This window comes from Streptococcus sp. 2100, assembly GCF_013276335.1.
GTDB classification, from domain to species: domain Bacteria; phylum Bacillota; class Bacilli; order Lactobacillales; family Streptococcaceae; genus Streptococcus; species Streptococcus pseudopneumoniae.
In genome coordinates this window covers 1-26,240 of record NZ_VMKV01000062.1, presented here as the reverse complement: position 1 = coordinate 26,240, position 26,240 = coordinate 1, and the positions used below count along the sequence as shown (strand labels likewise).

At 39.6% G+C, this 26,240-nt stretch carries 23 protein-coding genes, 1 pseudogene and 1 other annotated feature; of the genes and pseudogenes, 21 read left to right on the top strand and 3 right to left on the bottom strand.

Going from position 1 to position 26,240, the window contains the following annotated elements; all coding sequences use genetic code 11:
* Window positions 1–383: 383 nt before the first annotated feature.
* The 4 genes from HT669_RS08790 (at window position 384) to rpmA (ending at window position 2,255) form a co-directional block, all read left to right on the top strand.
* Complete coding sequence (locus HT669_RS08790; RefSeq protein ID WP_023933523.1) at window positions 384–1,082, top strand: YoaK family protein; 699 nt, start codon at window positions 384–386, stop codon at window positions 1,080–1,082.
* Window positions 1,083–1,146: 64 nt separating this feature from the next.
* Window positions 1,147–1,234 (top strand) — a sequence feature (ribosomal protein L21 leader region).
* 36 nt (window positions 1,235–1,270) lie between these two features.
* Entirely contained in the window at window positions 1,271–1,585 is a 315-nt protein-coding gene (rplU, locus tag HT669_RS08785; protein WP_000109141.1) for a 50S ribosomal protein L21, read from the top strand.
* 15 nt (window positions 1,586–1,600) lie between these two features.
* On the top strand, window positions 1,601–1,945 hold the full coding sequence (locus tag HT669_RS08780) for a ribosomal-processing cysteine protease Prp (RefSeq protein WP_000613692.1): 345 nt from the start codon (window positions 1,601–1,603) through the stop codon (window positions 1,943–1,945).
* Window positions 1,946–1,961: 16 nt separating this feature from the next.
* Window positions 1,962–2,255 carry a 50S ribosomal protein L27 gene (rpmA, locus tag HT669_RS08775; RefSeq protein ID WP_000916509.1) on the top strand — a complete coding sequence of 98 codons (294 nt, stop codon included), beginning with the start codon at window positions 1,962–1,964 and terminating at the stop codon, window positions 2,253–2,255.
* A gap of 138 nt (window positions 2,256–2,393) precedes the next feature.
* Here rpmA and HT669_RS08770 read toward each other — a convergent pair.
* A pseudogene (locus tag HT669_RS08770) lies at window positions 2,394–2,534 on the bottom strand (TIGR03943 family protein); the annotation flags it as partial.
* Between the two features lie 478 nt (window positions 2,535–3,012).
* On the opposite strand from HT669_RS08770, the gene HT669_RS08765 reads away from it, so the two are divergent.
* Complete coding sequence (locus HT669_RS08765) at window positions 3,013–3,930, top strand: bifunctional riboflavin kinase/FAD synthetase (RefSeq protein ID WP_000587435.1); 918 nt, start codon at window positions 3,013–3,015, stop codon at window positions 3,928–3,930.
* A gap of 92 nt (window positions 3,931–4,022) precedes the next feature.
* Here HT669_RS08765 and HT669_RS08760 read toward each other — a convergent pair whose 3' ends face one another.
* Window positions 4,023–4,871: a YitT family protein gene (locus tag HT669_RS08760; RefSeq protein WP_000592055.1), complete on the bottom strand. Its 849-nt coding sequence runs from the start codon at window positions 4,869–4,871 to the stop codon at window positions 4,023–4,025.
* A gap of 141 nt (window positions 4,872–5,012) precedes the next feature.
* Here HT669_RS08760 and HT669_RS08755 point away from each other — a divergent pair, with 141 nt between their 5' ends.
* The 15 genes from HT669_RS08755 (at window position 5,013) to HT669_RS08690 (ending at window position 23,824) form a co-directional block, all read left to right on the top strand.
* Window positions 5,013–5,852, top strand: coding sequence for a DegV family protein (locus tag HT669_RS08755; RefSeq protein WP_172933684.1), 840 nt, complete (start codon window positions 5,013–5,015; stop codon window positions 5,850–5,852).
* 106 nt (window positions 5,853–5,958) lie between these two features.
* Complete coding sequence (locus HT669_RS08750; protein ID WP_001284639.1) at window positions 5,959–6,234, top strand: HU family DNA-binding protein; 276 nt, start codon at window positions 5,959–5,961, stop codon at window positions 6,232–6,234.
* Window positions 6,235–6,655: 421 nt separating this feature from the next.
* Complete coding sequence (locus HT669_RS08745; RefSeq protein WP_050254416.1) at window positions 6,656–8,557, top strand: ABC-F family ATP-binding cassette domain-containing protein; 1,902 nt, start codon at window positions 6,656–6,658, stop codon at window positions 8,555–8,557.
* A 2-nt stretch (window positions 8,558–8,559) separates the two neighbouring features.
* Window positions 8,560–9,423: an XRE/MutR family transcriptional regulator gene (locus HT669_RS08740; protein ID WP_000400564.1), complete on the top strand. Its 864-nt coding sequence runs from the start codon at window positions 8,560–8,562 to the stop codon at window positions 9,421–9,423.
* Window positions 9,424–9,502: 79 nt separating this feature from the next.
* Entirely contained in the window at window positions 9,503–10,681 is a 1,179-nt protein-coding gene (locus tag HT669_RS08735) for an MFS transporter (protein WP_172922343.1), read from the top strand.
* 92 nt (window positions 10,682–10,773) lie between these two features.
* A complete protein-coding gene (gene ligA / locus HT669_RS08730) occupies window positions 10,774–12,732 on the top strand; it encodes an NAD-dependent DNA ligase LigA (protein WP_054392795.1) in 1,959 nt (652 codons plus the stop codon).
* 2 nt (window positions 12,733–12,734) lie between these two features.
* Window positions 12,735–13,694 (top strand): diacylglycerol kinase family lipid kinase, encoded by a 960-nt coding sequence (locus HT669_RS08725; protein WP_000134182.1) that lies wholly within the window; start codon window positions 12,735–12,737, stop codon window positions 13,692–13,694.
* A gap of 22 nt (window positions 13,695–13,716) precedes the next feature.
* The gene (gene pulA, locus HT669_RS08720) at window positions 13,717–15,996 is read left to right on the top strand and encodes a type I pullulanase (protein WP_172933683.1); all 2,280 of its coding nucleotides are present in this window, start codon (window positions 13,717–13,719) and stop codon (window positions 15,994–15,996) included.
* A 380-nt stretch (window positions 15,997–16,376) separates the two neighbouring features.
* The gene (glgB, locus tag HT669_RS08715; RefSeq protein ID WP_172922344.1) at window positions 16,377–18,305 is read left to right on the top strand and encodes a 1,4-alpha-glucan branching protein GlgB; all 1,929 of its coding nucleotides are present in this window, start codon (window positions 16,377–16,379) and stop codon (window positions 18,303–18,305) included.
* Window positions 18,295–19,437: a glucose-1-phosphate adenylyltransferase gene (locus HT669_RS08710; RefSeq protein WP_023940141.1), complete on the top strand. Its 1,143-nt coding sequence runs from the start codon at window positions 18,295–18,297 to the stop codon at window positions 19,435–19,437. The genes glgB and HT669_RS08710 overlap by 11 nt, the downstream gene beginning before the upstream one ends.
* Complete coding sequence (glgD, locus tag HT669_RS08705; RefSeq protein WP_000687036.1) at window positions 19,427–20,566, top strand: glucose-1-phosphate adenylyltransferase subunit GlgD; 1,140 nt, start codon at window positions 19,427–19,429, stop codon at window positions 20,564–20,566. Before HT669_RS08710 ends, glgD begins: the two co-directional genes overlap by 11 nt.
* The gene (gene glgA / locus HT669_RS08700) at window positions 20,563–21,996 is read left to right on the top strand and encodes a glycogen synthase GlgA (RefSeq protein ID WP_023940142.1); all 1,434 of its coding nucleotides are present in this window, start codon (window positions 20,563–20,565) and stop codon (window positions 21,994–21,996) included. Before glgD ends, glgA begins: the two co-directional genes overlap by 4 nt.
* A gap of 58 nt (window positions 21,997–22,054) precedes the next feature.
* On the top strand, window positions 22,055–22,426 hold the full coding sequence (locus tag HT669_RS11250) for a phosphoserine phosphatase (protein ID WP_050223215.1): 372 nt from the start codon (window positions 22,055–22,057) through the stop codon (window positions 22,424–22,426).
* Between the two features lie 40 nt (window positions 22,427–22,466).
* Complete coding sequence (locus HT669_RS11245; RefSeq protein WP_172926305.1) at window positions 22,467–22,700, top strand: HAD hydrolase family protein; 234 nt, start codon at window positions 22,467–22,469, stop codon at window positions 22,698–22,700.
* Between the two features lie 8 nt (window positions 22,701–22,708).
* Window positions 22,709–23,824 (top strand): glycerate kinase, encoded by a 1,116-nt coding sequence (locus HT669_RS08690; protein WP_050138364.1) that lies wholly within the window; start codon window positions 22,709–22,711, stop codon window positions 23,822–23,824.
* On the opposite strand, the gene HT669_RS08685 is transcribed toward HT669_RS08690, so the two are convergent.
* Entirely contained in the window at window positions 23,821–24,267 is a 447-nt protein-coding gene (locus HT669_RS08685; RefSeq protein ID WP_000131108.1) for a DUF1694 domain-containing protein, read from the bottom strand. The two genes, HT669_RS08690 and HT669_RS08685, sit on opposite strands and share 4 nt — an antisense overlap.
* A gap of 163 nt (window positions 24,268–24,430) precedes the next feature.
* On the opposite strand from HT669_RS08685, the gene eno reads away from it, so the two are divergent.
* Window positions 24,431–25,735 (top strand): surface-displayed alpha-enolase, encoded by a 1,305-nt coding sequence (gene eno, locus HT669_RS08680; RefSeq protein WP_000022813.1) that lies wholly within the window; start codon window positions 24,431–24,433, stop codon window positions 25,733–25,735.
* The last annotated feature ends 505 nt before the right edge of the window (window positions 25,736–26,240 follow it).

Below are 26,240 nucleotides of genomic sequence, written 5' to 3'. Positions count from 1 at the left end.
TATATACAACAAACAAAAAGTTGAAAAATAGTCGGAAAATCCAGATGTACCAAGGGATTAAGTAAGGTCGGCGGAAAATTAAGTGATAAAGTCGGGATTATACCATTTTTTTAAGACATAGTCTTTTATTGGTGAGAGTTATTTATATCAAGGAGTGATTAGAAATAAATTAAAATAATTATTTTTGTTAAGAGGGGCTCTATTCTAGTTTCATGGAAATGATTTTACTAAAGGTTTGTATGCTTTGTCTACAAACATGCTACCTCTATCTATTTTCGGATAAATAGTTGTCTATTATTATTTTTATGCTAATAGTAAAATCTAAATGGTAGCCTACGATTTTTTAGAAAGAAAATGGTACAATATTTCTAAGAGAAAATACAATGGGAGGGAAAATGAGGTTATTACCTATAAGAAAAATATCACGTCAGTCTAAAAGGTTAGCACTTTTTTTGACGTTTTGTGCTGGATATGTGGATGCTTACACTTTTATTGTTCGCGGGAATACCCTTGTAGCTGGACAAACTGGAAATGTTGTCTTTCTTTCGGTAGAGCTAATACAGAATAATGTTTCGGATGTTAGGGATAAGCTTTTAACCTTAATAGCGTTTATGCTGGGAGTTTTTTTACTAACCATTTATAGGGAAAAATTGAGAATTGTGAAAAAGCCAATTCTGTCACTGATTCCTTTGGTAATCTTATCAATAATTATTGGTTTTGTGCCACAAACTGTAGATAATATCTATCTAGTGCCGCCCTTGGCCTTCTGTATGGGACTGGTGACAACTGCCTTTGGTGAGGTTTCGGGTATTGCTTATAATAATGCCTTTATGACAGGGAATATCAAACGAACAATGCTAGCTTTTGGAAATTATTTCCGAACTAAGCACACTCCTTTTTTGCGTGAAGGGTTCATATTTGTTAGCCTGCTTAGTAGTTTTATCCTTGGCGTTGTCTTTTCAGCCTATTTGACGATTTTCTATCATGAAAAGACCATTCTTGGTGTTCCTATTATGATGAGCATTTTTTATATCAGCATGCTTTTTGCCTCGTGGCGGAAAAAAGTAAAAGAAAAAGCTTGATTTTAGGTGTTATTACTTGTAAGAAAATAGGAGATATGCTATACTTAGAGAGTTGACTATGCACAATCCTGTGCAACCGCACGAACATCGTTGCTCGATTATTCAAGTTTAAGTGGTTCGTCCCACGATGCTAGGCGAGTCTTCACAAAAAATTCGGGGAAACCCATAAAAATCATAGGAGGTGCATAATGAGCACATACGCAATTATCAAAACTGGCGGAAAACAAGTTAAAGTTGAAGTTGGTCAAGCAGTTTACGTTGAAAAATTGAACGTTGAAGCTGGTCAAGAAGTTACTTTTAACGAAGTTGTTCTTGTTGGTGGTGAAAACACTGTTGTCGGAACTCCACTTGTTGCTGGAGCTACTGTGGTTGGAACTGTTGAAAAACAAGGAAAACAAAAGAAAGTGGTTACTTACAAGTACAAACCTAAAAAAGGTAGCCACCGTAAACAAGGTCACCGTCAACCATATACTAAAGTTGTCATCAACGCAATCAACGCTTAATTTTAAGGAGAACACATGATACAAGCAGTCTTTGAGAGAGCCGAAGATGGCGAGCTGAGGAATGCGGAAATTACTGGACACGCCGAGAGTGGCGAATGCGGCTTAGATGTCGTGTGTGCATCGGTTTCTACGCTTGCCATTAACTTTATCAATTCTATTGAGAAATTTGCAGGCTATGAACCAATCCTAGAATTAAACGAAGATGAAGGTGGTTATCTGATGGTTGAAATTCCAAAAGATCTTCCTTCACACCAGAGAGAAATGACCCAGTTATTCTTTGAATCATTTTTCTTAGGTATGGCAAACTTATCGGAGAACTCGTCTGAGTTCGTCCAAACCAGAGTTATCACAGAAAACTAACACGGAGGAAAACATTATGTTAAAAATGACTCTTAACAACTTGCAACTTTTCGCCCACAAAAAAGGTGGAGGTTCTACATCAAACGGACGTGATTCACAAGCAAAACGTCTTGGAGCTAAAGCAGCTGACGGACAAACTGTAACAGGTGGATCAATCCTTTACCGTCAACGTGGTACACACATCTATCCAGGTGTAAACGTTGGTCGTGGCGGAGACGATACTTTGTTCGCTAAAGTTGAAGGCGTAGTACGCTTTGAACGTAAAGGACGCGATAAAAAACAAGTTTCTGTTTACCCAATCGCTAAATAAAAAGGTTCAGTGAACCTTTTTATCCCGAGCCTTGAACTGTAAAGGCGAGGAAGCTAGAAGTAGCATTAAATAAGGCTTTCCGAGTTTTCGGAGAGCCTGTTTTTTGTTTGGTACCCATACTTTTTAATATAGTAAAATGAAATAAGAACTGGTATCTGGTTTCAAATATTGGCTTGTCATCCCTTCACTTGTCTGAATGGCTTGAGCCGTTCCTTCTGATAAGGAAAAAGATATTCTTTAGCGAGAATCCAAGATAACAGATGGAGAGAAAAATAACCCAGTCTGAAGCACATTAGATGGGAGTTGTTGGAAAGCAGTCATCTAGTTTTTCTTTGCTGCTTTGGCTTTTTCTTTGTCATCAGGGAAAGTGACTTGCTTCAAATCAGGGAGTTTAGGAAATTCTTCAAACATCTTGCCCAAGTTGTCTCATTTTGTAAATTTTACAGCCATAGGTGTACCTCGATTCTAAATTCTACCTTTTCGGCACCAATTAGTAATTTAAAGTTCTCAGGAGTTAGTTGCATTGCTTTTTCATACATAAGCATAGTATGACACTTTATGGTTACCGAACAAGTCTAATCACTCCTTTCAAACTTTTGAAGATGTCCTACAAGTTTTTGAGAAGAATATTGCAAAGTTCATAGTTAAGCAACGATAGAGTGAAGTGCTTTTTGAAAACAGCTACACTTCAGGTGAAAAAAACGACATTTCAGATTTTCTGTTCCAGAAATAGCTATCGCTATGATATAATTATTTTATGATTATTACTATTCCTATAAAAAACCAAAAAGATATTGGCACACCATCTGATTCAGTCGTTGTTCTCGGCTATTTTGATGGCATACATAAGGGGCATCAAGAATTATTTCGTGTTGCCAACAAGGCTGCGAGAAAGGATTTATTGCCTATCGTCGTTATGACCTTTAATGAATCTCCAAAGATCGCTTTAGAGCCTTATCATCCAGATTTGTTTTTGCATATTTTGAACCCTGCTGAACGTGAAAGAAAATTAAAGCGCGAAGGTGTAGAAGAATTATATCTCCTTGATTTTAGTAGTCAATTCGCTAGTCTCACGGCAGAAGAATTTTTTGCAACTTATATCAAGGCTATGAATGCCAAAATTATTGTTGCAGGTTTTGATTATACATTTGGTTCTGACAAAAAAACAGCAGAAGATTTAAAGGATTACTTTGATGGAGAAGTTATCATTGTTCCACCTGTAGAAGATGAGAAAGGAAAGATTAGTTCAACTCGTATCCGTCAAGCTATTTTAGATGGAGATGTGAAAGAAGCAGGAAAACTTTTGGGGGCACCGCTTCCATCAAGAGGTATGGTGGTTCATGGTAATGCTCGTGGTCGTACAATTGGTTATCCGACAGCGAATTTAGTGCTTTTAGACCGTACTTATATGCCAGCAGATGGCGTTTATGTCGTTGATGTTGAGATTCAAAGACAGAAGTATCGTGCTATGGCTAGTGTCGGGAAAAATGTGACCTTTGATGGAGAAGAAGCACGTTTTGAAGTCAATATTTTTGATTTTAATCAAGATATTTATGGGGAAACCGTCATGGTTTATTGGCTTGATCGCATTCGAGATATGACCAAATTTGACTCAGTTGACCAATTAGTGGATCAGTTAAAGACTGATGAAGAAGTAACTCGGAATTGGTCTTAAGAGCTTGAGTAAATAAAACAAAAAAGAGGTTGTCTGTAACCCAAAAGATAGATGATGTAGTCTAACTTTTGAGATCACTACACTACCTCTTTTTATTCTTTTTCAAAGGTGAATCCTTCTCCTAGGATTTCATGGGCTTCTGTAATGGTTATAAAGGCTTGAGGATCGATTCGATGAATCATTTCTTTCATTTTCACAATCTCATTTCTACCGACAATACAGTAGATGATTTTCAAATTTTCTTTACTATAGTAGCCGTGACCAGAAATAAAAGTAACACCTCTTCCGAGGTCATCATTAATTGCCTTAGCAAGTTGGTCAGGACGTTTTGTGATAATCATAAAGCCTTTGCCGGCATATCCTCCTTCACCAATCAAATCAATAACACGAGAAACAATAAAATCAAACAAAAGCGTGTAGGAAACCAATCTCAAATCCTTGAAGATTAGGAGAATCAACATGAGAATACAAAAATCTAAGATAAAGAGCAGTTTTCCTATGGATATATGAGTGTATTTGTTGAGAATACGAGCTAGAATATCAGTTCCGCCAGTTGTACCTCCAGCATTAAAAATAATTCCAAGGCCAATTCCTAATAGGATTCCCGCTATAAGGGCTGTGATTAGTAAATCACCTTGAAGATCAATATGAAGGGGAATATGCTCAAAAAAAGCTAACCAGGCGGACAAAGCTAATGTTCCTAGTAAACTAGAATAGAGGGATTTAGCTCCAAAGATCTTCCAAGCTAGGATGAAAAGGGGAATGTTAATCAGCAGGTTCATGAGGGAAACAGGGATTTTAAAAAGATAAAAGGTGATGAGGGTAATGCCTGTCGCCCCTCCTTCAAAGAGATGATGGGGAACTACAAAATAAGTCAGTCCAAAAGCATAAATAGCAGCACCTAGTAAAATGGTAAAAATGGGGTAAATTTTTTTAATCATAGGACACCTCTTTTCTTATAAGTTGATTATATCAAATTTTACGGAAAATTTGATTGACTCCATTAGGATTTTTAATCTTTTTTTTGATATAATTAGAAGCAAGGAAACCAATCTGAATCCTAAAATAGAAAGATTGATACTATGACAAAAATTAAGATTGTAACCGATTCATCTGTTACTATTGAACCTGAACTAGTAAAGCAATTAGATATTACAATTGTTCCATTATCTGTAATGATTGATAATGTTGTTTATTCTGATGCTGATTTGAAAGAAGAAGGTAAATTTCTTCACTTGATGCAAGAAGCTAAGAATCTTCCGAAAACAAGCCAGCCGCCTGTAGGTGTCTTTGCTGAAGTGTTTGAAAACCTATGCAAGGATGGTAGCCAGATTCTTGCTATTCATATGTCCCATGCTCTTTCGGGTACTGTAGAAGCAGCGCGTCAAGGTGCTAGCCTATCTACTGCCGACGTGACTGTTGTTGATAGTTCCTTCACTGACCAAGCCCTGAAATTCCAAGTTGTTGAGGCTGCGAAGTTAGCTCAAGAAGGTAAAGATATGGAGACAATTTTATCTCATGTAGAAGAGGTTAAAAACCATACAGAGCTTTATATTGGTGTTTCAACTTTGGAAAATCTTGTCAAAGGTGGACGAATTGGCCGTGTAACTGGATTGTTGAGCTCCCTTCTCAATATCCGTGTTGTCATGCAAATGAAAGACCATGAATTGCAGCCAATGGTTAAAGGTCGTGGAGCTAAAACCTTTAAAAAATGGTTAGATGAGTTGATAACATCTCTCTCTGAACGTTCTGTAGCAGAGATTGGAATTTCATATTCTGGTAGTGATGATTGGGCAAAAGAGATGAAAGAAAGCTTACAAGCTTATGTTGAAAAGCCAATTTCTGTTTTGGAAACGGGTTCCATTATTCAAACTCACACAGGTGAGAACTCTTGGGCTATTTTGGTACGTTACCATTCCTAAAAAAATAAAGAAAATGGGAAGAAATAGCGTTTTTAACTTGACCTAAAAGGGATTTTAGGATATGATTATATTTGTTAATTAGAAATTATTTGGAGGAATCGTTAACATGGCAAACAAACAAGATTTGATCGCTAAAGTAGCAGAAGCTACAGAATTGACTAAGAAAGACTCAGCAGCAGCAGTTGAAGCTGTATTTGCAGCAGTAGCTGACTATCTTGCAGCTGGTGAAAAAGTTCAATTGATCGGTTTTGGTAACTTTGAAGTTCGTGAGCGTGCAGAACGTAAAGGTCGCAACCCACAAACTGGTAAAGAAATGACAATTGCAGCTTCTAAAGTTCCAGCATTCAAAGCTGGTAAAGCTCTTAAAGACGCTGTTAAATAATCAGCCTTTAAAAAGCCTATTGTATCAAGCTTTCTAGCTTGGTCAGTAGGCTTTTTAATTATGAAATCTAGTAATAAATAGAGTTAAAAAGTTGAATGCTCCGAAAATATTGTATATATAGTAGTTGAATCTAAAATAGTACGAAACAATTTCTAAAACATTTATAGAAATTAATTTTACTTCCTCAATCGATTTGTTCTCATCTTATTTCAATCCGCTATACGTACGTATATAATGAAAAGAATTAAATAATAGAATTGTGCGATAACTATTTGAAGCAAGATTAGCTTATTAGAAAATCCAACAAGATAGCGAAGGAATCCAATACAAATTTTACATAATTTATTTTATGTTACAAGTTCTTCGCTAAAATACTTACGATTATCTTGAATGCCTTAGGGAAACATGCTATACTGTTTGTATGATTATTTTACAAGCTAATAAAATTGAACGTTCTTTTGCAGGAGAGGTTCTTTTCGATAATATTAACCTGCAGGTTGATGAACGAGACCGGATTGCCCTTGTTGGGAAAAATGGTGCAGGTAAGTCTACTCTTTTGAAGATTTTAGTTGGAGAAGAGGAGCTAACTAGCGGAGAAATCAATAAGAAAAAAGATATTTCTCTGTCTTACCTAGCCCAAGATAGCCGTTTTGAGTCTGAAAATACCATCTACGATGAGATGCTTCATGTCTTTGATGACTTGCGTCGGACTGAGAAACAACTTCGTCAGATGGAGCTGGAGATGGGTGAAAAGTCTGGTGAGGACTTAAATAAGCTGATGTCAGATTACGACCGCTTATCTGAAAATTTTCACCAAGCAGGTGGCTTTACCTATGAAGCTGATATTCGAGCGATTTTGAATGGTTTCAAGTTTGACGAGTCTATGTGGCAGATGAAAATAGCTGAACTTTCAGGTGGTCAAAATACTCGTTTGGCACTTGCTAAAATGCTCCTTGAAAAGCCCAATCTTTTGGTATTGGACGAACCAACCAACCACTTGGATATTGAAACCATTGCCTGGCTAGAGAATTACTTGGTAAACTATAGCGGTGCCCTCATTATTGTTAGCCACGACCGTTATTTCTTGGATAAGGTTGCGACGATTACGCTAGATTTGACCAAGCATTCCTTGGATCGCTATGTAGGGAATTACTCTCGTTTTGTTGAGTTGAAGGAGCAGAAGCTAGCTACTGAGGCAAAAAATTATGAAAAGCAACAGAAGGAGATTGCGGCTCTGGAAGACTTTGTCAATCGCAATCTAGTCCGAGCTTCAACGACCAAACGTGCCCAATCTCGACGTAAACAACTGGAAAAAATGGAACGTTTGGATAAACCTGAAGCTGGCAAGAAAGCAGCCAATATGACCTTCCAGTCGGAAAAAAACTCTGGTAATGTTGTATTGACTGTTGAAAATGCGGCTATTGGTTATGACGGGGAAGTCTTGTCACAACCTATCAACCTAGATCTTCGTAAGATGAATGCTGTCGCTATCGTTGGTCCAAATGGTATCGGCAAGTCAACCTTTATCAAGTCTATTGTGGACCAGATTCCTTTTATCAAGGGGGAAAAGCGCTTTGGCGCTAATGTTGAGGTTGGTTACTATGACCAGACCCAAAGCAAGCTGACACCAAGTAATACTGTACTGGATGAACTCTGGAATGATTTTAAGTTGACACCAGAAGTTGAAATCCGTAACCGTCTAGGTGCCTTCCTTTTCTCAGGAGATGATGTCAAAAAATCAGTTGGCATGCTGTCTGGTGGCGAAAAAGCTCGTTTGCTTTTAGCTAAATTGTCTATGGAAAACAATAACTTTTTGATTCTGGATGAGCCGACCAACCACTTGGATATTGATAGTAAGGAAGTGCTAGAAAATGCCTTGATTGACTTTGATGGTACCTTGCTTTTTGTCAGTCATGATCGTTACTTTATCAATCGTGTGGCAACTCATGTTTTGGAATTGTCTGAGAATGGTTCAACTCTCTACCTTGGAGATTACGACTACTATGTTGAGAAGAAAGCAACAGCAGAAATGAGTCAGACTGAGGAAGCTTCAACTAGCAATCAAGCAAAGGAAGCAAGTCCAGTCAATGACTATCAGGCCCAGAAAGAAAGTCAAAAAGAAGTTCGCAAACTCATGCGACAAATCGAAAGTCTAGAAGCTGAAATTGAAGAGCTAGAAAGTCAAAGCCAAGCCATTTCTGAACAAATGTTGGAAACAAACGATGCCGACAAACTCATGGAATTACAGGCTGAGCTGGACAAAATCAGCCATCGTCAGGAAGAAGCTATGCTTGAGTGGGAAGAATTATCAGATCAGGTGTAAAGATGGAACATCTTGGAAAAGTATTTCGTGAATTTCGAACAAGTGGAAATTATTCTTTAAAGGAAGCAGCAGGCGAATCCTGCTCTACCTCTCAGTTATCTCGCTTTGAGCTTGGGGAGTCTGACCTGGCAGTCTCCCGTTTCTTTGAGATTTTGGATAACATTCATGTAACAATCGAAAATTTCATGGATAAGGCAAGGAATTTTCATAATCATGAACATGTGTCTATGATGGCACAGATTATCCCACTTTACTATTCAAACGATATTGCAGGTTTTCAAAAGCTTCAAAGAGAACAACTTGAAAAGTCTAAGAGTTCGACGACTTCCCTTTATTTTGAGCTGAACTGGATTTTGCTACAAGGTCTGATTTGTCAAAGAGATGCGACTTATGATATGAAGCAGGATGATTTGGATAAGGTAGCAGATTATCTCTTCAAAACAGAAGAATGGACCATGTATGAGTTGATTCTTTTCGGTAACCTCTATAGTTTCTACGATGTAGACTATGTCACTCGGATTGGTAGAGAAGTTATGGAGAGGGAGGAATTTTACCAAGAGATTAGTCGCCATAAGAGATTAGTTTTGATTTTGGCCCTCAATTGTTACCAGCATTGTTTAGAGCATTCTTCTTTTTATAATGCCAACTATTTTGAGGCTTATACAGAGAAGATTATTGACAAAGGTATTAAGCTTTATGAGCGTAATGTTTTCCATTATTTAAAAGGTTTTGCCTTATATCAAAAAGGACAGTGTAAAGAAGGCTGTAAGCAGATGCAAGAGGCCATGCATATTTTTGATGTGTTAGGTCTTCCAGAGCAAGTAGCCTATTATCAGGAACACTACGAAAAATTTGTCAAAAGTTAATTTTCCCAAATAAGGGAAAAAATAAAAAGCTCCTTTCGGTTTTGATACAATAGTTTCAAAATTTGAGAGGAGCTTTAATATGAATCGCTATGCAGTGCAGTTGATTAGCCGTGGGGCTATCAATAAAATGGGAAATATGCTCTATGATTATGGAAATAGTGTCTGGTTGGCTTCTATGGGGACTATAGGACAGACAGTTTTAGGAATGTATCAGATTTCTGAGCTCGTCACATCTATTCTCGTCAATCCCTTTGGCGGAGTTATTTCAGACCGTTTTTCTCGTCGTAAGATTTTAATGACGGCAGATCTTGTTTGTGGGATTCTTTGTCTGGCTATTTCTTTCATAAGGAATGATAGCTGGATGATTGGAGCTTTGATTGTTGCCAATATTGTTCAGGCTATTGCTTTTGCATTTTCTAGACCTGCAAATAAGGCCATTATAACTGAGGTTGTTGAGAAAGATGAGATTGTGATCTATAACTCTCGCTTAGAGCTGGTTTTGCAGGTTGTAGGTGTTAGCTCTCCTGTTCTTTCCTTCCTTGTTTTACAGTTTGCAAGTCTCCATATGACGCTACTGCTAGACTCGCTGACTTTTTTCATTGTTTTTGTTCTAGTGGCTTTCCTTCCAAAAGAGGAAGTAGGAGTTCAAGAGAAAAAGGCTTTTACTGGGAGAGATATGTTTGTAGATATCAAGGATGGGTTACACTATATCTGGCATCAGCAAGAAATTTTTTTCCTTTTGCTGGTAGCTTCCAGCGTTAATTTCTTTTTTGCAGCTTTTGAATTTCTACTTCCCTTTTCGAATCAGCTTTACGGGTCAGAAGGAGCCTATGCAAGTATTTTAACTATGGGGGCTATTGGTTCCATTGTGGGAGCTATTCTAGCTAGCAAAGTAAAGGCAAGTGTTTATAATCTTTTGATTTTACTGGCTTTGACAGGTGTCGGAGTTTTTATGATGGGACTACCACTTCCAAATTTTCTTTCCTTTTCTGGAAATTTAGTTTGTGAATTGTTTATGACGATTTTTAATATTCACTTTTTTACTCAAGTACAAACCAAGGTTGAGAGCGAATTTCTTGGGAGAGTACTGAGTACAATTTTTACCTTAGCTATTCTATTTATGCCTATTGCAAAAGGATTTATGACAGTCTTGCCAAGTGTACATCTCTCTTCTTTCCTGATAATTGGAAGTGGTGTTATCATCTTGTCTTGTATATCGTTTATTTATGTTCGAACTCATTTTGAAAAATTGATATAAGGCTGCTTGAGTTTCAAAAATAATTTCAAACTAAGTGTTTTTTCCGCCCTTCTCGTTTGTGAGGAGGGCTTAGTTTATGGTAAAATGGTCTTATGAATAAAAGAATGAATGAGTTAGTCGCCTTGCTCAATCGCTATGCGGCTGAGTACTATACCAGCGATAATCCCTCGGTTTCAGACAGTGAGTATGATCGCCTTTACCGAGAGTTGGTTGAGTTAGAAACTGCCTATCCAGATCAAGTGCTAGCAGACAGTCCGACCCATCGTGTTGGTGGCAAGATTTTAGATGGTTTTGAAAAATACAGTCATCAGTATCCTCTTTATAGTTTGCAGGATGCTTTTTCACGTGAGGAGCTTGAAGCATTTGATGCGCGTGTTCGTAAGGAAGTGGCTTATCCGACCTATATTTGTGAGCTGAAAATCGATGGCTTATCTATCTCGCTGACTTATGAAAAGGGGATTTTAGTTGTTGGTGCAACACGTGGAGACGGTTCTATTGGAGAAAATATCACAGAAAATCTCAAACGTGTTAAGGACATTCCTTTGACTTTGCCAGAAGAACTAGATATCACAGTTCGTGGGGAATGTTATATGCCACGCGCTTCTTTTGACCAGGTCAACCAAGCACGACAAGAAAATGGAGAGCCTGAATTTGCCAATCCTCGTAATGCGGCAGCAGGCACCCTGCGACAGTTGGATACAGCAGTAGTTGCCAAGCGCAATCTTGCTACCTTCCTCTATCAAGAAGCCAGCCCGTCAACTCGTGATAGTCAAGAAAAGGTTTTGAAGCACCTAGAACAACTAGGTTTTGTGGTTAATCCTAAGCGAATTCTGGCTGAAAGCATGGATGAAATCTGGAATTTTATCCAAGAAGTTGGACAAGAACGAGAAAATCTGCCTTACGATATTGATGGAGTGGTAATCAAGGTCAACGACCTAGCAGGCCAAGAAGAACTTGGCTTTACCGTTAAAGCTCCAAAGTGGGCAGTAGCCTACAAGTTCCCAGCTGAAGAAAAAGAAGCTCAACTCTTATCAGTTGATTGGACAGTTGGCCGTACGGGTGTTGTAACCCCAACTGCGAATCTAACACCAGTACAACTAGCTGGTACAACTGTTAGCCGTGCGACTCTGCACAATGTGGATTATATTGCTGAAAAAGATATCCGAAAAGATGATACGGTTATCGTTTATAAGGCTGGAGATATTATCCCTGCCGTTTTACGTGTAGTAGAGTCCAAACGGGTTTCTGAAGAGAAACTGGATATCCCTACAAACTGTCCAAGTTGTAACTCTGACTTGCTGCACTTTGAAGATGAAGTGGCCCTGCGTTGTATCAATCCGCGTTGCCCTGCTCAAATCATGGAAGGCTTGATTCACTTTGCTTCTCGTGATGCTATGAATATTACAGGCCTTGGTCCATCTATTGTTGAGAAACTCTTTGCTGCTAATTTAGTCAAGGATGTGGCGGATATTTATCGTTTGCAAGAAGAAGATTTCCTCCTTTTAGAGGGGATCAAGGAAAAGTCCGCTGCTAAACTGTATCAGGCTATCCAAGCATCTAAGGAAAATTCTGCCGAGAAGCTCTTATTTGGTTTGGGAATTCGCCATGTCGGAAACAAGGCCAGTCAGCTTTTACTTCAACATTTCCACTCAATTGAAAATCTGGTTCAGGCAGATCCAGAGGAAGTGGCTAGTATTGAGAGTCTGGGTGGTGTGATTGCCAAGAGTCTCCAGACTTATTTTGCGACAGAAGGCTCTGAAATTCTCCTCAGAGAATTGAAAGAAGCTGGGGTCAATCTGGATTATAAAGGTCAAACTGTAGTAGCGGATGCAGCCTTGTCAGGTTTGACAGTGGTATTGACTGGAAAATTGGAACGGCTCAAGCGCTCAGAAGCTAAAAGTAAACTCGAAAGTCTGGGGGCCAAAGTGACAGGCAGTGTGTCTAAAAAGACCGACCTCGTCGTGGCAGGAGCAGATGCTGGAAGTAAACTTCAAAAGGCGCAAGAACTTGCTATCGAAGTTCGAGATGAAGCTTGGCTAGAAAGTTTGTAACAATGACAGAAGAAAGAAAACGTGCGCGTTTAATTTATAACCCAACCTCAGGGCAGGAAATTATCAAGAAAAATATAGCAGAAGTGCTGGATGTTTTGGAAAATATTGGCTATGAAACCAGTGCCTTTCAAACGACTCCAGAACCTCTTTCGGCACAAAAAGAAGCTGAGAGAGCAGCCAAAGCTGGTTTTGATTTGATTATTGCTGCAGGTGGTGATGGAACAATTAATGAGGTAGTCAATGGGGTTGCCTCGCTCGATAAGAGACCTCGGCTTGCTATCATCCCAACAGGTACGACTAATGATTATGCGCGTGCCCTAAAAATTCCAATGGGTGATCCTGTTGCGGCTGCTCAGATTATTGCTAAAAATGAGACCATTCATATGGATATTGGACGAGCTTTTGGCGACAAATATTTTATTAATATTGCCGCTGCTGGAACCTTAACCGAATTGACTTACAGTGTTCCAAGTGAAGTCAAGACGCGTCTTGGTTATTTTGCCTATGTTGCTAAAGGCATTGAAATGTTTCCTAAGACCAAGGTTCGTCCAGTGAGAATCACACACGATCAGGGGGTCTTTGAAGGAGAGGTGTCCTTGATTTTTGTTGCCTTGACCAATTCCATTGGAGGGTTTGAGCAGTTAGCGCCTGATACCAAGTTAGACGATGGTAATTTTACTCTGATTTTGGTCAAGACAGACAAGCTATTTGATATGTTGGGCTTATTGATACAGGCCATTAATGGTGGTCAGCATGTCTCAGACGTCAATATCGAATACCTTAAAACTAGCAAACTACGTTTAGAAGTTTTAGATGACCAAGAACCATTTATGCTGAACCTAGATGGGGAATATGGAGGAGATACCCCAGTTGAACTTCAAGTCTGCCATCATCACATCGAATTTTTTGTCAATCGAGACGAGATTAGTCAAGAATTTATTAGTGAAATAGAAACGAATTAAAAAGTAAAAAGGAAAAATAAAAATGTATAACTACCCTATGCGCATTCATTACCATCGAAAGAATGGTGAATACGACACTTGCTCTTTTGTAAAGAGTAAGGATCAACGAATTGATTTACTAACTTACCAAGAAGATTATTTTGGAGCCTTATTTAGCTTTGAACACCCAAGTGCTCATCCCTTAGAAAGCTTGAATTTTGTGGTTCACACAGGCCAAACTAGTAAAGAATATGCTATCCGTTTTAATCACTATCCCCTCTTAACAGAGGTCTGGATTTTGGAAGGCGATGATAGAATTTATTATTCTGAAAATCCTGCAATTGCAAGTCCTTTCTATAAAAATCAAAATCCTTTTGCTTTTGACAAGGCTATCAATAGCGCTAGTTTCGACCACCACTGGGGCTACCAAGGGGAATTGGGTTGCCGTGTAGAGGACAATCAGGCTCGTTTTGCTCTCTGGGCTCCAACAGCGACAGAAGTGCAGGTTGTCGTTTATGAATCAGCTGCTAATGATGCTCCTGTTTGGAAGACCTTTGAGATGGAGAGAGGCAATAGCTACTCTTATAATCACAAGGACAATACAATCGGTGTCTGGAGTTTGGATGTTGAGGAAGATTTGACTGGTAAGGCTTATCAGTATCAAGTCCAATTCCCTCACCACCAAACAGTGACACGCGATCCCTATACCATCGCGACCAGTCCTGATGGCAAACGTTCAGCTATCCTGAGCCATGAAGAAAAGCAAGTTGCAAACTTCGAGGTCAAGCACGGTTCAGAGGCTACTTGGCGCTTGGCAAATCCATGTAAGGCAGTTATTTGTGAAATGCACATTCGTGATTTGACCAAATCACCGACCTCAGGTGTGGATGAACATCTTCGAGGAACTTTCTTAGGTGCTGCACAGACTGGAACAGTTAACCAGTACGGCCAAGCAACTGCTTTTGATTACATCAAGAAGCTGGGCTACAATTATGTTCAGTTGCAACCAATTGCAGACCGTCACAAAGAATACGATGAGGATGGGAATGTAACCTACAACTGGGGTTATGACCCACAAAACTATAACGCGCCAGAAACTAGTTTTTCAACTAATCCAGACGACCCAGCTCAGGTTATTCGTGATTTGAAGACCATGGTTCAAGCTTACCACGATGCGGGTATTGGTGTTATTATGGATGTGGTCTATAACCATACCTTCTCAGTTGTTGATGCACCTTTCCAAACAACTGTCCCTGATTACTATTATCGTATGAATCCAGACGGTACCTTCCAGAATGGAACAGGCGTTGGAAATGAAACAGCCAGTGAACACGAAATGTTCCGCAAGTATATGATTGATTCTCTTCTATACTGGATTCAGGAATACAATATTGACGGCTTCCGTTTTGACTTAATGGGGATTCATGATGTCAAGACTATGCAGATGATTCGTCAAAGCTTAGATGAAATCGACCCTAACATTATCCTCTATGGAGAAGGTTGGGACATGGGAACAGGTCTTGCACCTTATGATAAGGCTAAGAAAGACAACGCCTACGAAATGCCAAATATTGGTTTCTTTAATGACAATCAGCGTGATGCTGTCAAAGGTGGAGAAGTTTATGGTGCTATCAAGTCAGGTTTTGTCAGCGGTGCTGCGACAGAGCCAATTCTAGCCAAAGCAATCCTAGGAAGTCGTGAATTAGGAACCTATACACATCCAAATCAGGTGCTTAACTATGTGGAAGCCCATGACAATTACAATCTTCACGATTTATTGGCAACCCTTCATCCAAACCAAAGTTCAGAACAAATCATGCGCAAGGTCGAGACAGCCACAGCTATGAACCTACTCATGCAAGGGATGGCCTTTATGGAAATCGGTCAAGAATTTGGTCGTACCAAACTGGTTGCGACTGGTGAGAATGGTGAGTTGACCCATGATGATAGAGAGCGTGCGATGAATAGCTATAATGCTCCTGACAGTGTGAACCAAGTCAACTGGGATTTGATCAATGAGCGTCAAGACAGTATTGAGTTTATCCGTCAAGTCATCCGATTGAAGACAAAAACTGGTGCCTTTTCTTACTCTAGCTATGATGAAATTTACCATCATGTCTTTGTGCATTCTGCGATTGAACATAGCGGCTGCCTTATCTATGAAGTTCATGGGAAAGAACACCTCTTGGTGGTTGTGAATGCTAAATCAGAACCCTATCAATTTGAAAATGCAGGAAATTTAGCTATGTTGGTAACTAATAGTCGTTCAAAAGAAGATAATGTGTTAGATGATATTAGTCTAGCTGTCTTGAGTGTTTTATAAAGACCATCTATCTCGCTATTCTAACACATCATTGGAAGTGAACGAATAGAAAGAACTTAGTTGATAACTCACTTGTATAGAAAATTTGATAAATATTTTCATCAAACGTGTAAAATCAGGAAATTGTTTTCCTGGTTTTATTTTTTTGCTATAAAACAATAATAATCATAGAAAAATACGAACTTTTTGGTATTATAGTAGAGAAAAGAAAGGTGTTTTCACATTTTTTTGAAAAAATATTGCTTTACAATTGAACGAGAAAGTGAACTTTTTGTAGATTTTCAAAATAATTTTAAAGAAGTATAGTAATTTACTTGAATCTTCTCTAAAAAAGTAGTATAATAAAAACACAGAAAACGCTTACAGCAGAAAGGGAGTATATGGATAGAAGAGAAGCATTGCGCACCTTTATGACAGGTGAGAATTTTCACCTCCAGCATTATCTGGGAGCGCATAGGGAAGAAAAAGATGGTGAGTCTGGCTATACTTTCCGAGTTTGGGCACCCAATGCTCAGGCAGTTCACTTGGTAGGGGATTTCACCAATTGGGTTGAAAATCAAATTCCGATGGAACGGAATGAATTTGGAGTCTGGGAAGTCTTTACCAGTTTTGCTCAAGAAGGCCAAATTTACAAGTACCATATCACACGTGCAAATGGTCATCAGCTTATGAAGATTGATCCTTTGGCTGTACGGTATGAGGCACGACCTGGTACTGGAGCGATTTTAACAGAGATTCCAGAGAAAAAATGGAAGGATAGACTCTGGCTAGCCCGTAGAAAACGCTTAAGCTTTGAAGAGCGTCCTGTCAATATTTACGAGGTTCATGCTGGCTCTTGGAAGAGAAATCCAGACGGTAGTCCCTATAGTTTTGCTCAATTGAAAGATGAACTCATTCCTTACCTAGTTGAGATGAACTATACTCACATTGAGTTTATGCCCTTGATGTCTCACCCTCTCGGTTTGAGTTGGGGCTATCAGCTTATGGGTTACTTTGCTTTAGAGCATGCCTATGGTCGTCCTGAAGAGTTTCAAGATTTTGTTGAGGAATGTCACTTAAACAATATTGGGATTATTGTGGACTGGGTACCTGGTCACTTCACTATTAATGATGATGCCTTAGCCTATTACGATGGGACACCGACTTTTGAGTATCAGGACCATAAAAAGGCTCATAACTATGGTTGGGGAGCACTCAATTTCGACCTTGGGAAGAATGAAGTCCAGTCCTTCTTGATTTCTAGCATTAAGTTTTGGATTGACTTTTACCATTTGGACGGTATTCGCGTGGATGCGGTTAGCAACATGCTCTATCTAGATTACGATGATGCCCCATGGACACCGAATAAAGATGGCGGTAATCTCAACTATGAAGGATATTATTTCCTTCAACGCTTGAATGATGTCATTAAACTAGCTCATCCAGATGTGATGATGATAGCTGAGGAAAGTTCATCAGCTACTCAGATTACTGATACAAAGGATTCAGATGGTCTTGGCTTTGACTACAAATGGAATATGGGCTGGATGAATGATATTCTCCGTTTCTATGAAGAAGATCCGATTTATCGTACATACGACTTTAACCTAGTGACTTTCAGCTTTATGTATGTCTTCAAGGAGAATTATCTCCTACCATTCTCACACGATGAAGTTGTTCATGGCAAGAAGAGTATGATGCACAAGATGTGGGGAGATCGCTATAATCAATTCGCAGGCTTGCGCAATCTCTATACGTACCAAATTTGTCACCCTGGTAAGAAATTGCTCTTCATGGGTAGTGAATACGGCCAATTCCTAGAATGGAGATCTGAAGAGCAGTTGGAATGGTCTAATCTAGAAGACCCTATGAATGCTAAGATGAAGTATTTCACTTCTCAGCTAAACCAGTTTTACAAAGATCATCGCTGTCTGTGGGAAATCGATACCAGCTATGATGGTATTGAAGTCATTGATGCGGATAATCGAGACCAGAGTGTTCTTTCCTTCATCCGTAAGGGTAAGAAGGGCGACATGCTAGTCTGCGTCTTTAATATGGCACCTGTTGAACGAAAAGATTTTACAATCGGTCTGCCTGTTGCAGGGATTTATGAAGAAGTCTGGAATACTGAGTTAGAAGAGTGGGGAGGCGTTTGGAAAGAACATAATCAAACTGTTCAAACGCAAGAAGGACTATGGAAAGATTATGAGCAGACCTTGACCTTTACCCTACCGGCTATGGGAGCAAGTGTTTGGAAAATCAAACGCCGCTTGAAATCTGATAAAACTGTCACAAGTAAAAACCAAAAAGGAGTAGAAAATGAAGAATGAAATGTTAGCTTTGATTCTTGCTGGTGGGCAAGGAACTCGTCTCGGTAAACTCACTCAAAGCATCGCAAAACCAGCTGTGCAATTTGGTGGGCGCTACCGTATCATTGACTTTGCTCTTTCAAACTGTGCCAACTCAGGTATTCACAATGTTGGAGTCATCACCCAGTATCAACCACTTGCTCTCAACAACCATATCGGGAATGGTTCAAGTTGGGGTCTAGATGGGATTAATTCTGGTGTCTCTATCCTTCAACCATATTCTGCAAGTGAAGGAAATCGTTGGTTTGAGGGGACTAGCCACGCTATTTACCAAAACATTGATTATATCGACAGTGTCAACCCTGAGTATGTTTTGATTCTTTCGGGTGACCATATCTATAAGATGGACTACGATGCTATGCTCCAGTCTCATAAGGATAATAATGCTAGTTTGACAGTAGCAGTTCTTGATGTTCCTCTGAAAGAAGCTAGCCGTTTTGGTATCATGAACACAGATGCTAACAATCGTATTGTAGAATTTGAAGAAAAACCAGCTCAACCTAAATCTACAAAAGCTTCTATGGGTATTTACATCTTTGATTGGCAGCGTCTCCGCAATATGTTAGTCGCTGCTGAAAAGAGCAATGTCGATATGTCAGACTTTGGTAAAAATGTCATTCCAAATTACCTTGAGTCAGGTGAAAGTGTTTATGCTTACGAATTTAGCGGTTACTGGAAAGACGTCGGTACTATTGAGTCACTTTGGGAAGCGAACATGGAGTATATTTCTCCAGAAAATGCCTTGGATAGTCGTAACCGTCAATGGAAGATTTACTCAAGAAACTTGATTTCACCACCAAACTTCCTCGGAGCAAATGCTGATGTGGAAGACTCATTAGTTGTAGACGGATGTTTCGTTGATGGAACTGTTAAACATTCTATCCTTTCAACAGGCGCGCAAGTTCGCGAAGGAGCAGAAGTAGTAGATTCAGTTATCATGAGTGGAGCTATCATTGGTCAAGGAGCTAAGATTAAACGTGCCATTATTGGTGAAGGTGCGATTATTTCTGACGGTGTCGAAATTGATGGAACAGATGAAGTACAAGTTGTAGGATATAATGAAGTAGTGGGGGTAGCAACAGATGAAGATTGATAAATATTCTGCCATTTTAGGAAACACAGTTGGTTTTCACGATATGTCGACATTGACAGACCACCGTCCAGTAGCAAGTTTGCCATTTGGTGGGAAATATCGTTTGATTGACTTCCCACTTTCAAGCCTTGCTAATGCAGGTGTTCGTAGTGTCTTTGGTATTTTCCAGCAGGATAATATCAGCTCAGTCTTTGACCATATTCGTTCAGGACGCGAGTGGGGCTTATCAACCCTTCTCAGTCACTATTATCTAGGTATTTACAATACTCGTGTGGAGAGTAGCACAGTAGGAAAAGAATACTACCAACAGCTTCTTACTTATTTAAAACGCTCTGGATCAAACCAAACGGTTGCCCTCAACTGCGATGTCTTGATTAACATTGATTTGAACCAAGTTTTCCATCTACATAGTACAACAAAAGGGCCTATCACTGTAGTTTATAAAAAACTAGCTAAGAAAGATATTTCAGAAGTAAATGCAATCTTAGAAGTGGATGAAACAGACCATGTTCTTTCTCATAAACTCTTTGATAGCAAGTCAACAGCTGAAACGTTCAATATGTCTACAGATATCTTTGTCGTTGATACACCGTGGTTGATTGAACGCTTGGAAGAAGAAGCTAAAAAAGAACATCCAGAGAAATTGCGTTATGTTTTACGTGATTTGGCTGCAAAAGAGGGAGCTTTCGCCTACGAGTACACAGGCTACCTAGCCAATATTCACTCTGTAGAGTCTTATTACCAAGCTAATAAAGATATGCTTGAATCACAGAAATTCTATTCTCTCTTCTCACCAAACCAAAAGATTTATACAAAGGTTAAGAACGAAGAACCAACTTACTATGCTAATACATCTAAGGTAAGTACTTCTCAGTTTGCGTCTGGTAGTATCATTGAAGGTCAAGTGGCTAATTCTGTTCTATCACGTAATATTCATATCCATAAGGATAGCCTGGTTAAAGATAGCCTACTCTTCCCTCGTGTTGTGATTGGAGAAGGAGCTCAGGTAGAATATGCTATCTTGGACAAGGGTGTTGAAGTTGAGCCTGGTGTTGTGATTCGAGGAACTGCAGAACATCCAGTTGTCGTTAAGAAAGGTAGCAAAGTAACAGAGGATATTCATTCATGAAAATTTTATTTGTAGCAGCAGAGGGTGCACCCTTTTCAAAAACAGGTGGTTTGGGAGACGTCATTGGCGCTCTTCCTAAATCACTTGTAAAAGCGGGACATGAAGTTGCAGTGATTTTACCCTACTATGACATGGTAGAGGCTAAATTTGGAAATCAGATTGAAGATGTTCTTCATTTTGAGGTGAGCGTCGGTTGGCGCAGACAGTATTGTGGAATTAAGAAAACAGTATTAAATGGTGTAACCTTCTACTTTGTTGACAGCCAATATTATTTCTTCCGTGGTCATGTTTACGGTGATTTTGACGACGGAGAGCGCTTTGCCTTTTTCCAACTTGCTGCCATTGAGGCTATGGAAAGGATTGACTTTATTCCTGACCTTCTCCATGTTCATGATTACCATACAGCCATGATTCCTTTCTTGTTAAAGGAAAAATACCGTTGGATTCAAGCCTATCAAGGAATAAAAACTGTTTTAACCATTCATAATTTGGAATTCCAAGGACAATTTTCAGAAGGAATGTTATGGGACTTGTTTGGAGTTGGCTTTGAACGTTATGCTGACGGTACCCTTCGCTGGAACAACTGTCTGAACTGGATGAAGGCAGGTATTCTCTATGCGGATCGTGTTTCAACCGTCTCACCTAGTTATGCTCAGGAAATTATGACCAGTAAATTCGGATGTAACTTGGATCAGATTCTTAGAATGGAGTCTGGTAAAGTATCTGGTATCGTGAATGGGATTGATGCTGACCTTTATAATCCTCAGACGGATGCTCTTTTAGACTATCATTTTAATCAGGAAGATTTGTCTGGAAAAGCCCAGAATAAGGCAAAATTACAAGAGAGAGTTGGCTTGCCAGTTAGATCTGACGTTCCTCTAGTGGGAATTGTTTCTCGTTTGACACGTCAAAAAGGTTTTGATGTGGTGATCGAAAGTCTTCACCATATCTTGCAAAATGATGTTCAGATTGTTCTTTTGGGAACTGGAGATCCAGCCTTTGAAGGAGCTTTCTCATGGTTTGCTCAGATTTACCCAGACAAGATATCAGCAAATATCACTTTTGATGTCAAACTTGCTCAAGAAATCTACGCTGCCTGTGACCTCTTCCTCATGCCAAGTCGTTTTGAACCATGCGGCTTGTCTCAAATGATGGCTATGCGTTACGGAACCTTGCCATTGGTTCATGAAGTTGGTGGTTTGCGAGATACTGTCCGCGCTTTCAATCCAATCGAAGGAAGCGGTACTGGTTTTAGCTTTGACAATCTATCACCTTACTGGTTAAATTGGACTTTCCAAACAGCATTGGACTTGTATAGAAACCATCCTGACGTTTGGAGAAATCTACAAAAACAAGCTATGGAGTGTGATTTCTCATGGGATACAGCCTGCAAGTCATACCTTGACTTGTACCATAGTTTAGTTAATTAATAGATAAAATCGTATGATGACTTCATACGATTTTTGGGCTGTTTAGAGAGGAGAACTGATGTCTCAAGTAAAAGGCTTGTGTGTTATGGATGTGGATGGAACCTTAATCCTAGAAGAAGTGATTGATTTGTTGGGAAGAAAGGTAGGTCGTGAGGAGGAAATTTCGCAGATTACAAGTCGGGCAATGCGAGGAGAGTGGGTCTTTGAAAGCAGTTTAAGAAAAAGAGTGTCCTTCTTGGAAGGTCTTCCTATTTTGGTATTTGATAACGTCTTCAACTCAATTCATCTATCGCTAAATGTCCCAGAGTTCATCTCTATTCCCCAAAAGAATGGCATCCTAGTTGGTTTGGTGTCTGGTGGATTTATACCAATAGTTGGAGAGATTAGCAAAATCCCTTGGTATTGCCTATTTCACTGCCAACTAGCTTGAAGTCAAAGAAGGTCTTTTAACAGGAAAATTAGTTGGACAAATTATAAGTCCCCAGGTCAAAAAAGAAACTCTGGAAAAATGGAGAAAGAAACTAAAACTTTCTAAAGAAAGAACGGTGGCAATCGGTGATGGGGTCAATAATCTATTAATGTTGAAGTCGGCGGAGTTAGGAATCGCCTTTTGTTCCAAAGAAGTGCTCAAAAAAGAAATACCACATCATATTGACAAGAGGGATTTTTTAGAAGTTCTTCCTTTGATTGACTTTTTAGAATGAGGGAAAATGTGAAGATTGTTATTGCACCAGATTCATTTAAGGAAAGCTTGACCGCACAGAAAGTAGCTGAAGCTATTAAAAAAGGGTTCCAACAATCGATAGCAGATGTAGAATGTCTCCTCTGCCCTGTTGGTGATGGGGGAGAAGGTACTGTAGATGCTATCCGACATTCTCTTGACCTAAAAGAAAAATGGATCCAAGTGACAGACCCTTTTGGACAAAAAGAAGCCATGCGCTATTTTCAAAAAGAGGAACTGGCACTATTTGAAGTAGCTGACTTGGTTAGTCTTGGAAAAATTCCGCTAGAGAAACGAAATCCACTTCAAATCCAAACTTGTGGTATCGGAGAGTTGATTCTCCATCTCATTTCTAAAGGGATTAAAGATATTTATATCGGTGTTGGTGGCACGGCCAGTAATGATGGAGGACTGGGGATTGCTGCTGGTTTAGGTTATCAATTTTATGATAGGGACGGAAATGTCTTGCCTGCTTCCGGTCAATCCTTATTAAACTTAGCTTCTGTTTCAACAGAAAATCGCTATAAAATTCCTGAAGGTGTTCAAATTCATATTTTATCAGATGTCGTGAGTCCCTTATGTGGTCATCAAGGTGCGACTTACACTTTTGGCAAGCAAAAAGGCCTAAATCTTACTATGTTTCCAGTCCTAGATCAAGCAATCCAAGACTTTTATGAAAAAGTCTCACCTGCAATATTGCAAATTAAAGGAGCAGGAGCTGGTGGAGGCATTGCTGGCGGTTTGTGTGCCTTTGCTCAGGAAAATATCGTGTCGGGAATTGATACCTGCTTGAACTTAATCAACTTTGATAAGAAAGTTTCAGATGCTGACTTGGTGATTGTTGGAGAAGGTAGACTGGACAGTCAAAGCTTTGCTGGGAAAGCGCCTATAGGTGTTGCAAAAAGAACCCCTGTCGGAGTTCCTGTTATTGCTATTTGCGGTAGTCTTGCTGAAGATTTACCTCCCTTACCATTTGAAAATATCCAAGCCACCTTTTCTATTTTGGAGAAAAATGAACCTTTGGAAGATAGTTTGAAAAATGCCAGTCTCTATCTGGAGCACACGGCTGCCAATATTGGGCACTTATTAACTATGCGCAATATTTAGCCAAACCATTTTTTCCATAAGGATGTTTTGGATGGTTCTTCCTTTTTAACTTCCCAAAGTTTTGGAAAAGCAAGTCGAAGATCCTTTTCTTCTACTTGAACGGGTGCATTGCTATGGATAACCAGACCGAAGGGAGAAGTAATATGCTCTTCAGATACTATGGTAGCTTGACTATCAGTTTCTTTTGCTTCTTTTAAGTAGAAAACTTGCTTGTCAAATTCGATAGTTGGTGAAATCTTCACAAATAGTGGCTCTGCTTTTTCCTGAAGGTTTTCTAAAATAGATAAAAATCCTTTTTCTAACTGAGGGCTATTTGCTGTATCAATATCTGCATATCCAAGAACTCTTTCCTCAAAAGTACCAAGATAGCGTCTTTGCTCATCCGGATTTAATTTTGCTCCACCATGAGCTTGTTCAAGTAATTGTTTTGATAAATCTGTCATGAAAACAGTATATCATAAAAGTTAGAATAAAACAGACAAAAGAAAGCGATTACTTTATAAAGTTAAGGAAAAGTTGCACAAAGATAACGTTTTTTCTTGAAAAAGGAGGGGTTTTAAGGTATTATAGAGGTGTAAAAAATTTAACTCATAAGGAGAGTAAAAAATGTCAATTATTACTGATGTTTACGCTCGCGAAGTTCTAGACTCACGCGGTAACCCAACACTTGAAGTAGAAGTTTACACTGAATCAGGTGCTTTCGGACGTGGTATGGTTCCATCAGGAGCTTCTACTGGTGAACACGAAGCAGTTGAACTTCGCGACGGTGACAAATCTCGTTACGGTGGTCTTGGTACACAAAAAGCTGTTGACAACGTAAACAACATCATTGCTGAAGCTATCATTGGCTACGATGTACGTGATCAACAAGCTATCGACCGTGCTATGATCGCTCTTGACGGTACTCCTAACAAAGGTAAATTGGGTGCAAACGCAATCCTTGGTGTGTCTATCGCTGTAGCTCGTGCTGCTGCTGACTACCTTGAAATCCCACTTTACAGCTACCTTGGTGGATTCAACACTAAAGTTCTTCCAACTCCAATGATGAACATCATCAACGGTGGTTCTCACTCTGACGCTCCAATCGCTTTCCAAGAGTTCATGATCTTGCCAGTTGGTGCGCCAACATTTAAAGAAGCCCTTCGTTACGGTGCTGAAATCTTCCACGCTCTTAAGAAAATCCTTAAATCACGTGGTTTGGAAACTGCCGTAGGTGACGAAGGTGGGTTCGCTCCTCGTTTCGAAGGAACTGAAGATGGTGTTGAAACTATCCTTGCTGCGATTGAAGCTGCTGGATATGTACCAGGTAAAGACGTATTTATCGGATTTGACTGTGCTTCATCAGAATTCTACGATAAAGAACGTAAAGTTTACGACTACACTAAATTTGAAGGTGAAGGTGCTGCTGTTCGTACATCTGCAGAACAAATCGACTACCTTGAAGAATTGGTTAACAAATACCCAATCATCACTATTGAAGATGGTATGGATGAAAACGACTGGGATGGTTGGAAAGCTCTTACTGAACGTCTTGGTAAGAAAGTACAACTTGTTGGTGACGACTTCTTCGTAACAAACACTGACTACCTTGCACGTGGTATCCAAGAAGGTGCTGCTAACTCAATCCTTATCAAAGTTAACCAAATCGGTACTCTTACTGAAACTTTTGAAGCTATCGAAATGGCTAAAGAAGCTGGTTACACTGCCGTTGTATCACACCGTTCAGGTGAAACTGAAGATTCAACAATCGCTGACATCGCAGTTGCAACTAACGCAGGACAAATCAAGACTGGTTCACTTTCACGTACAGACCGTATCGCTAAATACAACCAATTGCTTCGCATCGAAGACCAACTTGGTGAAGTAGCAGAATACCGTGGATTGAAATCATTCTACAACTTGAAAAAATAAAGTAGTTCAGTAAACTATTTTATCCCGAACCTTGAAATTCAAAAGTTCGGCCGTTGATTTAACAACGTTTCTAGCCCCTCGGATTTTATCCGAAGGGCTATTTTTGGTACGACGGGCATGTCGTGCATCTGAGGTGTAAGTCCTCGGTGGGCACCTGCTACCGGTGAACCCAGTAGCGATTCCCAAGCCTGACTATCGTGAGGTAGCGGATTAAAACGGTCTGGGGATAGACCGTTTTAAGTCTGACGCTGGAAATAAGAATCGTCAGAGGAAGGGATAGCGAAATCGTGGCTCTACGAACAGGAACGTGATAGTAAGGCGTATATAGCGGATAAGGGGGCCAGAAACTCTAAAGTCCAAAAAGGTAGTCGTAACCCATATGCGTAAATCACGGGAGTAATTGAATTCACTCTAACCTTTTAACGTCCTCATATCTTGTATAAACGAGGAAAGATGTAGGACTTATCCCGTGAGGTCTCATGAGCGCTGAAAGCGTAGTAACAAG